The organism is Methylocaldum sp. RMAD-M (assembly GCF_017832375.1).
Lineage (GTDB): Bacteria > Pseudomonadota > Gammaproteobacteria > Methylococcales > Methylococcaceae > Methylocaldum.
Window position 1 is genome coordinate 160214 of the sequence record NZ_JAFIBZ010000004.1, and the last position, 13877, is coordinate 174090.

Consider the following 13877-nt stretch of genomic DNA (forward strand, 5'->3'; position numbering starts at 1 on the left):
TTCACGACTTCCGGTCCTGCCCGGCATCCGCTGCGAAAAACGATATCCCCTGCGCCAGCGGGAGAGCCTCTCCCCAATTGATGGTATTGGTCTGCCGCCGCATGTACATCTTCCAGGCATCGGAACCCGCTTCGCGACCGCCTCCGGTATCTTTCTCGCCGCCGAAGGCTCCGCCAATTTCGGCGCCCGACGTGCCGACGTTGACATTGGCGATACCGCAGTCGCTGCCCGAAGCCGACAAGAACCGCTCGGCCGATCTGAGATTCAGGGTGAACAGCGACGAGGACAGTCCTTGCGATGCGCTGTTCTGCAGGGCGATCGCCTCTTCCAGACGGCGGAACGTCATCACGTAGACGATAGGCGCGAAGGTTTCGCGTTGCACGATGTCCCAATGGTTTTCCGCCCGGATCAAGGTCGGCTCGACGAAACAGCCGGGCCGCTTGAGCACCCGACCGCCGTAGAGCACCTCGCCGCCTTGGCGCCGTGCTGCGTCCACGGCGTTACGGTACGCCTCGACGGCTGAGGGATCGATGAGGGGCCCCATGAGGGTCGAAGGGTCCAGGGGATCGCCGATCCGCACTTGGCCGTAAGCCCGGATCAGCCTGTCGACCAGTTCGTCATGGACATCCTCGTGGACGATCAGCCGCCGAATGCTGGTGCAGCGCTGGCCGGCCGTTCCCGCGGCACCGAACACGATGGCCTGGAGCGCGAGGTTCAGGTCGGCGGTCTCGTCGACGATGACGGCATTGTTGCCGGACAGCTCCAGAAGGCTCCGCCCCAAGCGTTCGGCGACTTTCACCGCCACCTGGCGGCCCACGGCCGTGGAACCGGTGAAGGAGATCAAGGGCAGCCGCGCATCGCGGACGAAACGGTCCAGCAATTCCGGATTTTCCGGCAAGAAGGTGGAAAAGATACCCGGATACCCCATCTCCGCCACGGCTCGGTCGCACAGGTGCTGGACCGCCATGGCGCAAAGAGGCGTCTTGGGGGATGGCTTCCAGACCACGGTATCGCCGCACACCGCCGCGACGAACGCATTCCAGGACCAAACCGCCACCGGGAAATTGAAGCCCGTGATGACGCCTATCGGCCCCAAGGGATGCCATTGCTCGTAGAGCCGGTGTTCGGGGCGCTCGGAAGGCATCGTGATCCCGTACAACATGCGCGACAGCCCGACGGCATAGTCGGCCATGTCGATCATCTCCTGCACCTCGCCATCCCCTTCCGCCTTGATCTTTCCCGTTTCGAGCGCCACCAGGCTGCCCAAGGCATCCTTGTGTTCGCGCAAGGCATCGCCGATCCGGCGGACCAGCTCGCCGCGTTCGGGTGCCGGGACCAGGCGCCATTCCTCGAAGGCTTTCCGGGCCTCTTCCAGCACGGTTTCGTACTGCGCTTCCGAGCACAGCGTGACCTCGGCGATAATCTCGCCGGTAGCCGGATTGCAGGAGCTTAGCCGCGGAGCATCGCGAGCCTCCAGCCATCCTTCGTAGGCGGAATAGCTGCCGACGTTGACGTCCAGAAGATGCAAAGTCTCGAACAGTCGATCCTTGAAGGCGTTGTCGTGAGTGTGCATAGGCGTTTTCCGGTTTGAGGCATAGAGCCTTGTGCCAGTTAGATTCGGGGCGGCAGGGAGAGGTTCGGATAGCCGAGATCATCAACCTTCCGAGACTTCGGCTGTCTAATCTATCGTAGGTCGGCAATCCCTTGCCGACACCGGGGTCGACAAGCGGGTTCGTCGGCAAGGGATTGCCGACCTACGAAATCTGTCAATCGCCCCGAGTAGATCGGGGACCCTTTCCCAATCGCCAATAGTCGCTAAGTCGCGACCTTCCTTTTGGGAGAACGGTTTGGGACTAGGGTTTGCCTTAATCCCGCCCTATCGTACGCTTTTCACAGAGGCAGAGAGGTCTTGCAATGTCCAGCCCACATGATGACTTTGCCCACAGCCTGGTCCGCGAGGTGCTTGCGGGTCCCACCACCCTTCGCGCCCATCCCGATCGTCCCGCCAAGCTGCTGGTGCCGCGCCCCGACGGCCGGATGGCCGGCATCGATCTCACGCCTTTCGAAGCGGAACCCCAGCCGATGACCGCCGGCCATTATTTTCACGGAATCAGATCCGTAGATGAACTGCTGACGGCTTATCGGGAAGCTCGGCAGTCGAAACCGTTCGAAGAGGATCTGCCGGAAGCCTTGGAACACGTGGACCCTTATGCCCGCGAGTTTCTCGACGGCGTGCTGGCCCGTGCCCGGCGTTTTCTGACCGATGCCGAGGCGAAGCTGATCGGCGACTGGGTCGGCCGGCTCGATGTCTACGTGGCGGTCAAGGCCATCGAATCGCTGCTGTACAGCCAGGCCGATCTGACCTTGCTGAAGATCGCGCCGCGCCTGGGCTGGACCGTCCATTTCGATCATCTCGCGATCCGCTGCGGCTCGTCGGCCCACAGGGATGCCGAACGGGTCGTGGAAAACCTGCGCCGCCATCACGGCTATGTGCCCTCGCAAGTCGAAGGCGAAGATTTCTATCAGTTCGAGGACGGCTGGAACGCCTACCTGCTCTACAAAATCCTGGAAAACGGCCAGGTGCTGCGGCTGTTCATCGATCAGTCGGATGCCGATAATCCCACCCAGATCATCCAGCATTGGAATCACGTTTACGGCTACACCGCCCATCATCTGGCGATCCGGGCCACGCGGTTCGAGGAAGGCCGGCGCGTCGCGGTCGGTTTGTCGAAGCTGATGCATACCATGGAGGCGGAAGGCATAGCCATCATGACCCCGACGGGTGACTACACCGATCGGCTGCTGCTACAGGTATTCACCCGGCCCGAGCGGAACCGGGAAGTTCCGGAACGGATTCGGGAGGTCTTGAGGACTCACGGTGCGGAGCTGGAAACCGTCATCGAAAACGCCAAGCTCCTCGAACTTCTGTCGCGCCGGGAAACGAGCCCGGAACTGGCCGAGCGATTCTTCGCGCTGTACGACATTCCTTACGAGCGGGACAATCCGCTTCATTCCGCCCCGATCTACAACTATTTCCTGCCGGAACAGGCGGCCCATGTCATTCGTACCTCGGTCCAGACCGCCGCCTAGCGAGGAGACCATGTCATGCGGAACGTCTGCGTCCTGGGCGCCGGCACCATCGGTTCCCTGATTGCCGGCCTGCTTTCCCGAGCGGGCGACTATACCGTTCATCTGGTCGATCACGATGAAAACGCCCTGAAGCGGGCTGCCGAGGACATCGATCGGCAAAACCTGACGACCCTCGCCGTGGATGCGATCCACGGCAGCGGGCTCCGACATTGCCTGTCGGATTATCCTTTCGGAGCAATCATCTCTGCGCTGCCGTACTACTGCAACCCGCTGGTGGCCGAGTACGCCATCGAATCGGGCCTGCATTATTTCGATCTGACCGAGGACGTGACCGTTACCCGTTACGTCCAGAACCTCAGTCAAGGCGCGGAGACCGCTTTCGTTCCGCAATGCGGCCTGGCGCCCGGTTTCATCAACATCGTGGCGAACGATCTGATGGGACATTTCGACGAACTGGACACCGTGAAGCTGCGGGTCGGCGCGCTGCCGGTGCATCCCAGCAACGTCCTGAAATACTCTCTTACCTGGTCCACCGACGGATTGATCAATGAATACGGCAATTTCTGCTATGGGCTCGAGGACGGCCACGAAGTCGTCCTGATGCCGCTGGAAGGCTATGAAACCATCGAAATCGACGGGCTGCTCTACGAAGCCTTCAACACCTCGGGCGGCCTCGGCACCCTGGCCGATACCTACAGCGGCAGGGTCAAGACGCTGAACTACAAAACCCTGCGCTATCCCGGCCACTGCGAGAAGATTCACTTCCTGATGCGGGACCTCAAGCTCAACAAAGATCGGGAAACCCTCAAACGCATCCTCGAAAACGCCATCCCCAAGACCGTGCAGGACGTGGTGCTGGTTTATGTCTCGGTTAGCGGCAAGCAGCGCGGCGAACTGTACGAAGAGAACTACGTGAAGAAAATTTATCCGCAGACGATCTACGGGAAGCTGTGGTCGGCCATCCAGGTGACCACCGCCGCCGCCGTGTGCGCAGTCGTCGATCAGGTGTTGAACCGGACCGAGCTCTACCAAGGCTTCGTGACGCAGGAGAGCTTTCGGCTCGAGGATTTTTTGGAGAACCGGTTCGGGCGGTATTACCGATGAGGTGAATCGCCTGGATGCGAGGGTGTAGGATGCGCTTCGTCCCTCAACGCACCCCATGGCTCTAAACCGCTGTAATCCGGTTATAAGGAAGTGGAGGATAGGTTTTCCTTTTCCCCACGTGACAGCGGTCTATCCTCCGGATGGCGGGAGCCCGCCATGAGAGCCGCATGGCGCAGGGCATCCAGGCGTTTGGCGTAGTGATGGTCCCGATGAATCAAGCTCAACACGTCCAGACCCCTCAATACCTTGACCAGTTGCGGCTGCATACCCACGAAGAAGAGGTGTTGTTTGTGCTCCCGCGTCATGCGGATCATGTCTTCCACCGCCTTGGCTGCCGACGTATCGATGAAAGGTACATCGGATAGGTCCAGGACCACGCTCTTGAAGGTGCTGAATTGCCGTACCCGCTCCAGGCGGCGGACCATGTTGTTGGCCGAGCCGAAACTCATGGGCCCATCGATATGGATAAGTATGATCTGGCCGTTGTTGCGGGCCAGGATGGCCGCCTCCTCGGAGATCAGGGGCGGTTCCGGAGCCTCGTGGGTGATGATGCGCAGCCTCGATTCTTCGAATTCCCCCATGCGCTTTACGAACAGGAGGTTCGCCAGTACCACGCCAACGCCCACCGCCTGGATGAGATCCACGAATACCGTCAGGCCCAGCACCACCAGCATGATCAGCACGTCGGCCCGTGGCGCATGAACGACATGCCGCACGAACCACCAGTCGATGATATCGATGCCCACCTTGAGCAGGATGCCGGCGAGTACGGCAAGCGGGATCTTTTCGGCTAATGGGCCCAGCCCCAATAGTATGGCCAGGAGGAACACTGCGTGGAGCATGCCCGAAAGGGGCGTGCGTCCACCGGTGCGGATGTTGACCACCGAGCGCATGGTGGCCCCGGCTCCGGGTAATCCGCCGAAGAACCCGGCGACTATATTGCCGATGCCCTGGCCGATACACTCCCGATTCGAATCGTGCTGGGTCCGGGTGAGATTGTCGCAAATCAGCGAGGTTAGCAGGCTGTCGATGGTTCCCAAAAGGGCCAGGATCGCCGCCGATTCCAGCATCACCAGCAAGAGATCGGCCTGAAAAGTCGGGATGATGAGGGTGGGAAAGCCTTCCGGCACCTCGCCGATAACCGGCGCGGCCGGTAGCCAGAAATAGGCGGTGAGCGTGCCGATTACCAGGGCCAGGACCGGCGGCGGAACCCACTGGCCAATACGGACGGGGGTCAGCGACACGATCCCCAGTGAGAGGAGGGTGAGTCCGACCGCCTGGGGATCGAGGCTGTCCCAGAACTCCGGGATCGCCCGCAGCGTGGCCAGCACCCCTTCCGGTTTGGGGGAGTGCCCCAGCAGGGCGGGAATTTGCAGAATGAGAATGATGCAGCCGATCCCGCTCATAAAGCCGGAAATCACCGGAAACGGGACCAGCCGAATGTAGCGCCCCCATTTGAGGAGGCCGATGAGAATCTGGATGACGCCGCCCATCATCACGACAGTGAAGGCGAGGGCGGGTTGATGGACATAGAGCAGGAGGACTTCGGCCATGACCACGGTCATCGGACCCGTGGGGCCGGAGACCTGAGCGGGCGTTCCGCCGAACAAGGCGGCGAAAAAACCCACGAAGATGGCTCCATAGAGTCCGGCGATGGCCCCTGCCCCGGAGGTTACGCCGAAGGCAAGCGCCAAAGGAAGGGCCACGACCGTGGCAACGAGGCCGCCGTAGATGTCGCCGCGAAGATTATTGAAGTGAAGACCGTAGATCAGCGGTTTCATGGTTCGATCTCTCTTGCCACATTTCAGGCGGCGATAAGCTTAGAGACAGCTGCTTACCTGCAGCCTATCTGTTAGCAAGTGTACATCTCCGGTATAGGCGGACGGAATGGCGCACCCGAGAACGGATTCCTCGAGCCGCAAGCCCGGCGGGCGATCCTGCTGCAGGCGAGCGATATGAGCTTCAAGGCATTAGATGATTCGTTTGACGGCAAGCTGCATGGCGGAGGGGATGGGTGCGGACGGGTGCTCCGGCAGAGCGAGAAACTGGCCGCGTCCAGGGACATAGGCGAAAACTTCGGCCTTATCGATCTTGTAAACCCAGCCATAAAGCTTGATAGTCCCTCGGACGAGTCCCGCGGCAACCACGGGGTGCGTACGCAGGTTTTCCAATTGAACTAAAACATTCTCTTGCACGGCGGCCGTCAAGAGGGAATTGCCTTCCAGATGAGCGTAATTTTCCCGAGTGATCCGGCGGGTCGCCTCGGCATGGCCGAGCCAAGCGCGAGCGGCCGGGAGGTCGGCCACGCATTCCGGGCCGCTCAGCAGCGCCTGCATGGCCCCGCAATAGGTATGGCCGCAAACGATGATTTCCTTCACTCCCAGATTGGCGACGGCGTACTCGATGGTGGCCGCTTCCCCGCCGCCGCTAGCCCCATAAGGAGGAATGATATTCCCCGCATTCCGCAGGATGAACAGGTTGCCCGGTTTCGACTGCGTGATCCAGTTCGGGTCGATACGCGAATCTGAGCAGGTAATGAAAAGGGCAAGTGGATTCTGCCCGCCCGCCAGCTTTTTGAATGACTCTCTCTCTGATTTCGAGAGGCTCTGCTGAAACCTGTGAAAGCCTTCCACCAGTTCTTTCATGGGATTACCTTCCTCACCATGGGCACACGCGCAGGGACGTCTTATTCCGCTCAGAGTGATACCCGCCCCGCCGACTCACAGATACAAATTCGGTGGTTTAATCTCTTTGACCGTACCGGGCTTCTTGGTTCAGCAACCGCTTTTGGAAGCCGTGCCGGAAAACCGCTGCGACTCCTAATTCCATTCGGCATTCGAGTGAACATTCATCGTAGGATGGGTAGAGCGAAGCGAAACCCATCGATGGCGGGTTGGCCCCTAGTCTCAGCTCGGGACAGGCCCTTCGACAAGCTCAGGACAGGCCCAAGCTCAGGACAGGCTCCGCGTAACCCGCCGACCCTTCGACTTGGCTCAGGACAGAGGCCGTTCGGTGGGTTACGGCGCACGCGAAGCGCAGTGATCGACGGTCGGTCAGTGCTGATGTGCGCCTAACCCACCCTACGAAAATGAATGCCTGATTGAAAGCGATTTGAAATAAGGGAAGCTCCGGCCAAAGTAAATTTCGGCACTATGAATTAGGTCCACAGGATATGCGGAGGCACGACGCGTCCTACGAGCTGAGCTCAGTCGAGAGAGCCCCTCCCACAAGCTTGTATTTTCATGGCAATCCCATCGCCATAAGCATCACCTCGACAGGGTGATAGGCCCGCACCCCGAGCCCGTCGGCGATTTGGCGGCGGCAGCTGGTGCCGAGAGCAACGATCAGCGCATCGGTTCCAGCCTCACGGATGGCGGGAAACAGGACCAGTTCGGCAATGTCCAGCGATACGGCGTAGTGCTCCTCCTCGTACCCGAAAACGCCCGCCATGCCGCAGCAGCCGGAGGGAATGGGTCGAACTTCGACGCCGGGAATCAGGGACAGCGTCTTTAAAAGCGGCTGCATTCCGATTAGCGCCTTCTGATGGCAATGGCCGTGCACCAGCAGTGTCTTGCCCGCTAGCGCGTCGCCGAAGGGATTTTTGCCGAGCCGACCGCTCTCATGAACGATGAATTCCTCGAAGGTCAGGGTGCGATCCGCCACGATACGCGCCTTTTTTCTGAGCTCCTCGCCCTCCAGTAAATCCGCCGCTTCGTCACGGAAGGTCAGGATTTCCGAAGGTTCGAGCCCGATGATCCAGCGGCCGGTCACCGCGGAAGGATACAGCCGCTCGACGGCCCGGCTCAGCCGTTTCCGGGCGGCGCTCAAAAGACCTTGGCTGATCTGTATCCGCCCGGATTCGAGACAGGGCGTTGCCGCCATGCGAAACCCGAGCCGTTCCAAGACCTCCAAGGCTGCGATTGCCAACTGGGGTTCGTAGTATTCGGTAAAGGGATCATTGAACAGCAGGACCTCTTCCTGCTGGCCGGCGGGTTCGGCCGGACGCCTCTGCTTCAGCCATAGGCTGAAAGGCGCGGCGGCGAGAGGCGGCAAGGGACGCTCCGGATGAAAGCCCAGCCGGGATTTGAGCCATGGCCGCGCCAGCACGGCGTTGGACAGGGCGGGCGCGAAGCTCGCGATCCGGCTGAGCCGGTCGAAGTTCCCCACGATACGCGCCCGCCACGGCACTCCGGCCCGGTCGTAGTGCTGCTGCAGGAATTCCGCCTTCATGCGGGCCATGTCCACGTTGGCCGGACATTCCGATTTGCAGCCCTTGCAGGCGAGGCAAAGGTCGAGGACTTCCCGCAGGAGCTCGCGATCCATCGCCGTCCAGGGTTCGGGGCTGTCCATGACTTGCCGGAAGACATTGGCGCGGCCTCGGGTGCCGTGTTTTTCCTCCCGTGTCGCCATGTAGGAGGGGCACATCGTGCCGCGCCCGGCGCTCTTCAGGCAGGCCCCGGCGCCGTTGCACTTCGAAGCGGCGATTCTTAAGCCCGCTTCGCGGCTCCAGTCGAAGTAGGCGGCAACCGGTTTCCCGTTCTCATGGGCTCTCAGATCCGAAACCAACGGCGGAGGATCGAAAATCTTGTGCGGGTTCAAAAGATCGTGAGGATCGAAGGCGGCCTTGATCCCGTGCAGGAGCACATAAAGTTCCCCACCCAAAAGACCTTCCAAATAAGGCGATCTCAGGCGGCCGTCGCCATGCTTGGCGCTGATCGTCCCGCCGAAACGGATCGCCCGTTCGAACACTTCTTCGACGATGCGCTCGTAAAGACGCCGGCCTTCCCGGCTGCGCAGATCGAGCAAGGGGCGGAAATGCAACACGCCCCATCCGGCCGGACCGAAGACGACGCAATCTACACCATGGCGGGCCATGACCGAGAAAACCGCCTCGGCATAAGCGGGCAGATCCTTGACTGACACTGCCGTGTCTTCGATGCCGGTGACGGCCTTGACCGGGCCCGGCATGCCCATGAGCAGACCCAATCCCGCCGCGCGCAGGGCCAGCGCCCGCTCCCGGAGCGGCGAATCGAGCACTTTCCGGGCATAACCCAAATTCCGCGAGCGCAATTCGGCCATCAGATTTGAGACCGTGGCGTCGACTTCACCGCCGGTTTCGTTCACGAAATCGATCAGCAGCACGGCGGCCGGATCGCCTTCGATCCAGAACCGGTTACGTTGCTGTTCCAGATTGGTCTTGGTGAGCTCCAGGATATGCCGGTCCACCAATTCCAATGCCGACGGCTTATGGTTCAGCGTCACGGCCACCGCCGAAAGCGCTTGCGGCAGGCTGTCGAACTGGACGCAGACCAAGCGGCGCCGGGCAGGCAGCGGCACGAGCCCGACTTCGATTTCGCCGACCAGAGCCAGGGTTCCCTCGCTGCCGCACAGCAATCGGGCCAGATTGAAAGGCGGCCCCCGAGATTCCCAAGGCTGCCCGCGCGCCAGCACGTCCAGGGGGTAGCCCGCGTTGCGGGGAATGCCGTCGGGGCGGGGAAAGCGATCGAGAATCAGCGCCCGATGGCGGTCGATCGCCTGATACACGGCGCGGTAAATCCGCCCCTCCAGATTGTCCAGCGCTAATTTTTCCCGAAGCTGTTCGCCTCCAAGTGATTCGAACCGGGCGATGCTGCCGTCGCTCAAGACCGCCTCGACGGACAGACCGTGATCGCGGGTCGTGCCGTAGCGCAAGGCATGGCTGCCCCAGGCGTTGTTGCCGAACATGCCGCCGATCGTGCAGCGGTTGGAGGTGGAGGGATCGGGGGCGAACATCAGCCCGAACGGGCTCAGCGCATCGTTGAGATCGTCGCGGATCACGCCCGGCTGGACCCGCGCCCGCCGCTGCACGGGGTCGATCGCGAGAATCCGGTTCATGTGGCGGGTGAAGTCGATCACCACGCCCTCACCGACGCACTGCCCCGCCAGGCTGGTTCCGGCTGCGCGGGGAATCAGCGGCAGCCGTTCCTGCGCGGCGAATCTCATCAGCGTCACGCAATCGTCCCGGTGCTTGGGCCGCGCCACGGCCAGAGGCATCTTCTGGTGGGGCGAGGCGTCCGTGGCGTAAAGCAGACGCGAGAGCCGGTCGGTCAAAAGCTCCCCTTCGAGCGCTCGGCTTAAAACCGAGAGTTTTGATAGCGGTTCGGATGTCATGACGGGTGGGCTCGTTAACTGCTTAGACCGGGGATAGAATCGGAGGTTAGAGCCTTCCATGTCGAGGTCTGACGGAAAACCGGGATTTCGTAGGGTGGGTTAGGCGCACTCCAGCATACTCCGATGTCAATCACTGTGCTTTGCGTGCGCCGTAACCCACCAACGCGCGGTGTGGTGGGTTACGGTGCGCGCCTGACTCGGTGGGCCGCGTACAGGCGGTATGTAGGCGCACCTAACCCACCCTACGACATGGATCAACCCGGCGAAACGGGTTTATGGCACACGCTGATCATTCGTTGTAAGGTTTGCAGAAAACCTATGGGAGCGATCTCGATGGGATTACTGGATGGTAAAAGGGCGCTGGTGTGCGGCAGCAGTCAAGGGATCGGCCGGGCCATCGCCATGCTTTTCGCGGATCAAGGCGCCGAGGTCGTTCTCCTTGCCCGCAACGAGTCGGCGTTGAAGCTCGTCTGTGGAGGGCTCAGTTCCGCACATCGGCAGAAGCACGGCTACTTGGTGGCCGATTTCGGCCATCCTGATCGCTTGAAGCAGATCCTGGAAGAACGCCTGCCGGCGCTTCTTCCCATTCACATCCTGGTCAACAACACAGGCGGACCGCCGGGCGGGCTTCTGTATGAAGCCGGGATCGAGGAATTCACTAGAGCCTTCACCCAGCACCTCATTTGCAGCCATATCCTGGTCCAAGCCCTGCTCCCCGGCATGAGGAGCGAGAGCTTCGGCCGGATCATCAATATCGTTTCGACCTCGGTCAAGCAGCCAATTCCGGGACTCGGCGTCTCCAACGCGGTGCGCGGCGCCATGGCCAACTGGGCCAAGACCTTGGCGGGCGAACTCGCGCCCTTCGGCATCACCGTGAACAACATCCTTCCGGGAGCGACCGAGACGGCGAGGCTCCGGGCTATCATGGAGGCCAAAGCCCGAAGCTCGAACAAATCCATCGATGACGTGGTCGAACAGACTAAACGCTCGATTCCCCTGGGACGGTTCGGAAAGCCCGAAGAAATTGCCTATGCGGCGGGCTTTCTCGCGTCCGATTTGGCTTCGTATATCACCGGGATCAACCTGCCCGTCGACGGGGGACGTACGATGAGCTTGTAAATATGCAACGAATCGCGAATTACATTGCCGGCGAACTCGTTCCGCCCGTCTCCGGCCGCTATCTCGAAAACATCGAACCGGCCACCGGCCGTTTGTTTTCGGAAGTGCCGGACTCCGATTCCGCCGATATCGACCGCGCCGCAGCCGCCGCAAGGACGGCGTTTCCCGCCTGGGCCGAGGCTCCGCTGGAAGAGCGATCCAGGCTGCTGCGCCGGATCGCGGATCTCATCGAAGCCAAGGCGGACGCGCTCGCCCGCGCCGAATCGGTCGATGCCGGAAAGCCTCTGAGCGCGGCGCGCCAGGTCGACATCCCGAGAGCCGCCGCCAATTTCCAATTCTTCAGCTCAGCCATCCAGCATTTCTTCTCCGAATCCCATGCCATGGGAAGCCAAGCGCTGAATTACACGCTCCGCGTGCCGCTCGGCGTCGTCGGCTGTATTTCGCCGTGGAACCTCCCGCTTTATCTCTTTACCTGGAAAGTCGCGCCCGCGCTGGCGGCGGGAAACACGGTCGTGGCCAAGCCCTCGGAACTGACGCCGATGACGGCGTTTTATCTCTCGGAAATCTGCCGGGAAGCGGGGCTTCCGCCGGGGGTTCTGAACATCGTCCACGGCACCGGCGCCAAGGCCGGGCAACGCCTGGTCGAGCATCCGAACGTCGAAGCCATCTCCTTCACTGGCGGCACTCAGACCGGAGCCCGGATCGCCCAAACCGCGGCCCCGCGGTTCAAGAAGCTCTCTCTGGAACTGGGCGGCAAGAATCCGAACATCATCTTTGCCGATTGCGATTTCGAACGCGCCGTGAGCACCACGGTCCGCTCGTCCTTTTTCAATCAGGGCGAAATCTGTCTGTCGGGGTCGCGGATCTTCGTCGAACGGCCGATCTACGAAACGTTCAGGGACGAATTCCTGCGACGGACCCAGGCGCTGCGCGTGGCCGATCCACTGAGCGGAGACTGCGACGTCGGCGCGCTCATTTCGGAAAGCCACCTCCGCAAGGTGCTGTCCTACATCGATCTGGCGCAGACCGAGGGCGGGCGGATCCTGACCGGCGGCAGGCAGGTGCGTCTTGAGGGCCGCTGCGAAAACGGATTCTTCGTCGAGCCGACCATCATCGAAGGTCTCTCCCCGGACTGCCGGGTCAATCAGGAGGAAATCTTCGGCCCCGTGGTCACCCTGATGCCTTTCGATGGCGAAGACCAAGCGGTCGAGTATGCCAACAGCACGATGTACGGGCTTTCCGCCACAGTCTGGAGCGAAAGCCTCAAGCGCTGCCATCGCCTGGCGAACCGGATCCATTCCGGGGTGATCTGGATCAACTGCTGGCTGCTCCGCGACCTCCGGACGCCTTTCGGCGGCATGAAGCAATCGGGCGTGGGCCGGGAAGGCGGCTTCGAGGCGCTCAAGTTTTTCACCGAAGCCAAGAACGTCTGCGTTTATCTCGGAGGATAGCGCGTATGGCGGGTCAGCGTATCGACTCGGAAAAAGCACCGGAACCCGTAGGCCTCTATCCCCATGCCAGGCGGGTGGGGAATCTCTTGTTCCTGTCAGGGGTCGGGCCGAGAAGACGCGGAAGCAAGATTATTCCGGGCGTCGAGCTGGACGAGGACGGGAATATCGTTGCCTACGAAATCGAGGCGCAATGCCGCTCAGTCTTCGAGAACGTCCGCCTGATCCTCGAGGAAGCGGGCTCCCACTGGGACAAGCTGGTGGACGTCACCGTCTTCCTGACCGATATGGAAAAGGATTTCCCGGTCTACAACCGGCTCTACGCGGAATACTTCAGGACCAATCAGCCCTGCCGGACGACCGTCGAAGTGTCGCGGCTGCCGACCCCGATCGCGATCGAGCTGAAGTGCATCGCGACCATCGAATGAGAACGGAGAATCGCCGTGAGAGAACTCAAGCCTTTCAACTTCCGCGAGTGGATAGACCAACACCGCCATCTGCTCAAGCCCCCGGTCTGCAACAAACAGGTGTTCGAGGACGCGGAATTCATCGTCATGGCGGTGGGCGGCCCCAACCGCCGCAAGGATTATCACTACGACGAAGGCGAGGAGTTCTTCTACCAGGTCGAGGGCGACATGGTTCTCAAGATCATGGAGGACGGAAACCCCAAGGACATCCGCATCCGGGAAGGCGATATCTTTCTGCTTCCGCCGCGCATCCCCCATTCCCCTCAGCGCTTCGCCGACACGGTGGGGCTGGTCATAGAGCGAAAGCGAGGACCGGCGGAAAACGACGGTCTCCTATGGTACTGCGACAACTGTTCGAATTTGCTCTACGAGGAATATTTCCACCTCGAAAACATCGAGAAGGACTTGCCGCCGGTTTTCGAGCGGTTCTATTCCAGCGAGGAAAACCGGACGTGCAAGAAGTGCGGGACGGTGATGGAGGCGCCTTGAATACACACTC

10 protein-coding genes are annotated in these 13877 nt (G+C 61.2%); 6 read left to right on the top strand and 4 right to left on the bottom strand.

Annotation, left to right across the window (positions count from 1 at the left end):
- Position 1: 1 nt before the first annotated feature.
- A complete protein-coding gene (locus tag JOD69_RS05865) occupies positions 2 to 1573 on the bottom strand; it encodes an aldehyde dehydrogenase family protein (protein ID WP_086133731.1) in 1572 nt (523 codons plus the stop codon).
- Between the two features lie 341 nt (positions 1574 to 1914).
- On the opposite strand from JOD69_RS05865, the gene JOD69_RS05870 reads away from it, so the two are divergent.
- Positions 1915 to 3090 carry a hypothetical protein gene (locus JOD69_RS05870; protein WP_086133730.1) on the top strand — a complete coding sequence of 392 codons (1176 nt, stop codon included), beginning with the start codon at positions 1915 to 1917 and terminating at the stop codon, positions 3088 to 3090.
- A gap of 15 nt (positions 3091 to 3105) precedes the next feature.
- Complete coding sequence (locus JOD69_RS05875) at positions 3106 to 4194, top strand: saccharopine dehydrogenase C-terminal domain-containing protein (RefSeq protein WP_086133729.1); 1089 nt, start codon at positions 3106 to 3108, stop codon at positions 4192 to 4194.
- 80 nt (positions 4195 to 4274) lie between these two features.
- On the opposite strand, the gene JOD69_RS05880 is transcribed toward JOD69_RS05875, so the two are convergent.
- From JOD69_RS05880 to JOD69_RS05890, 3 genes are all read right to left on the bottom strand, one after another.
- Positions 4275 to 5975 carry a SulP family inorganic anion transporter gene (locus tag JOD69_RS05880; RefSeq protein WP_086133728.1) on the bottom strand — a complete coding sequence of 567 codons (1701 nt, stop codon included), beginning with the start codon at positions 5973 to 5975 and terminating at the stop codon, positions 4275 to 4277.
- 189 nt (positions 5976 to 6164) lie between these two features.
- On the bottom strand, positions 6165 to 6839 hold the full coding sequence (locus JOD69_RS05885; protein ID WP_086133727.1) for a carbonic anhydrase: 675 nt from the start codon (positions 6837 to 6839) through the stop codon (positions 6165 to 6167).
- 595 nt (positions 6840 to 7434) lie between these two features.
- Positions 7435 to 10344, bottom strand: coding sequence for an FAD-binding and (Fe-S)-binding domain-containing protein (locus JOD69_RS05890; RefSeq protein WP_086133726.1), 2910 nt, complete (start codon positions 10342 to 10344; stop codon positions 7435 to 7437).
- A 333-nt stretch (positions 10345 to 10677) separates the two neighbouring features.
- On the opposite strand from JOD69_RS05890, the gene JOD69_RS05895 reads away from it, so the two are divergent.
- The 4 genes from JOD69_RS05895 to JOD69_RS05910 are packed head-to-tail and all read left to right on the top strand — an operon-like array spanning position 10678 to position 13867.
- Positions 10678 to 11463 (top strand): SDR family oxidoreductase, encoded by a 786-nt coding sequence (locus JOD69_RS05895; protein WP_086133725.1) that lies wholly within the window; start codon positions 10678 to 10680, stop codon positions 11461 to 11463.
- A 2-nt stretch (positions 11464 to 11465) separates the two neighbouring features.
- Positions 11466 to 12914: an aldehyde dehydrogenase gene (locus JOD69_RS05900; RefSeq protein WP_086133724.1), complete on the top strand. Its 1449-nt coding sequence runs from the start codon at positions 11466 to 11468 to the stop codon at positions 12912 to 12914.
- A 5-nt stretch (positions 12915 to 12919) separates the two neighbouring features.
- Entirely contained in the window at positions 12920 to 13339 is a 420-nt protein-coding gene (locus JOD69_RS05905; RefSeq protein ID WP_077730918.1) for a RidA family protein, read from the top strand.
- A gap of 15 nt (positions 13340 to 13354) precedes the next feature.
- Entirely contained in the window at positions 13355 to 13867 is a 513-nt protein-coding gene (locus tag JOD69_RS05910) for a 3-hydroxyanthranilate 3,4-dioxygenase (protein ID WP_086133723.1), read from the top strand.
- The last annotated feature ends 10 nt before the right edge of the window (positions 13868 to 13877 follow it).

Excerpts from the sequence above, each read along its gene's own strand:
- JOD69_RS05865 (WP_086133731.1), bottom strand. The coding sequence starts at position 1,573 with ATGCACACTCACGACAACGCCTTCAAGGATCGACTGTTCGAGACTTTG.
- JOD69_RS05870 (WP_086133730.1), top strand. The coding sequence starts at position 1,915 with ATGTCCAGCCCACATGATGACTTTGCCCACAGCCTGGTCCGCGAGGTG.
- JOD69_RS05875 (WP_086133729.1), top strand. The coding sequence starts at position 3,106 with ATGCGGAACGTCTGCGTCCTGGGCGCCGGCACCATCGGTTCCCTGATT.
- JOD69_RS05880 (WP_086133728.1), bottom strand. The coding sequence starts at position 5,975 with ATGAAACCGCTGATCTACGGTCTTCACTTCAATAATCTTCGCGGCGAC.
- JOD69_RS05885 (WP_086133727.1), bottom strand. The coding sequence starts at position 6,839 with ATGAAAGAACTGGTGGAAGGCTTTCACAGGTTTCAGCAGAGCCTCTCG.
- JOD69_RS05890 (WP_086133726.1), bottom strand. The coding sequence starts at position 10,344 with ATGACATCCGAACCGCTATCAAAACTCTCGGTTTTAAGCCGAGCGCTC.
- JOD69_RS05895 (WP_086133725.1), top strand. The coding sequence starts at position 10,678 with ATGGGATTACTGGATGGTAAAAGGGCGCTGGTGTGCGGCAGCAGTCAA.
- JOD69_RS05900 (WP_086133724.1), top strand. The coding sequence starts at position 11,466 with ATGCAACGAATCGCGAATTACATTGCCGGCGAACTCGTTCCGCCCGTC.
- JOD69_RS05905 (WP_077730918.1), top strand. The coding sequence starts at position 12,920 with ATGGCGGGTCAGCGTATCGACTCGGAAAAAGCACCGGAACCCGTAGGC.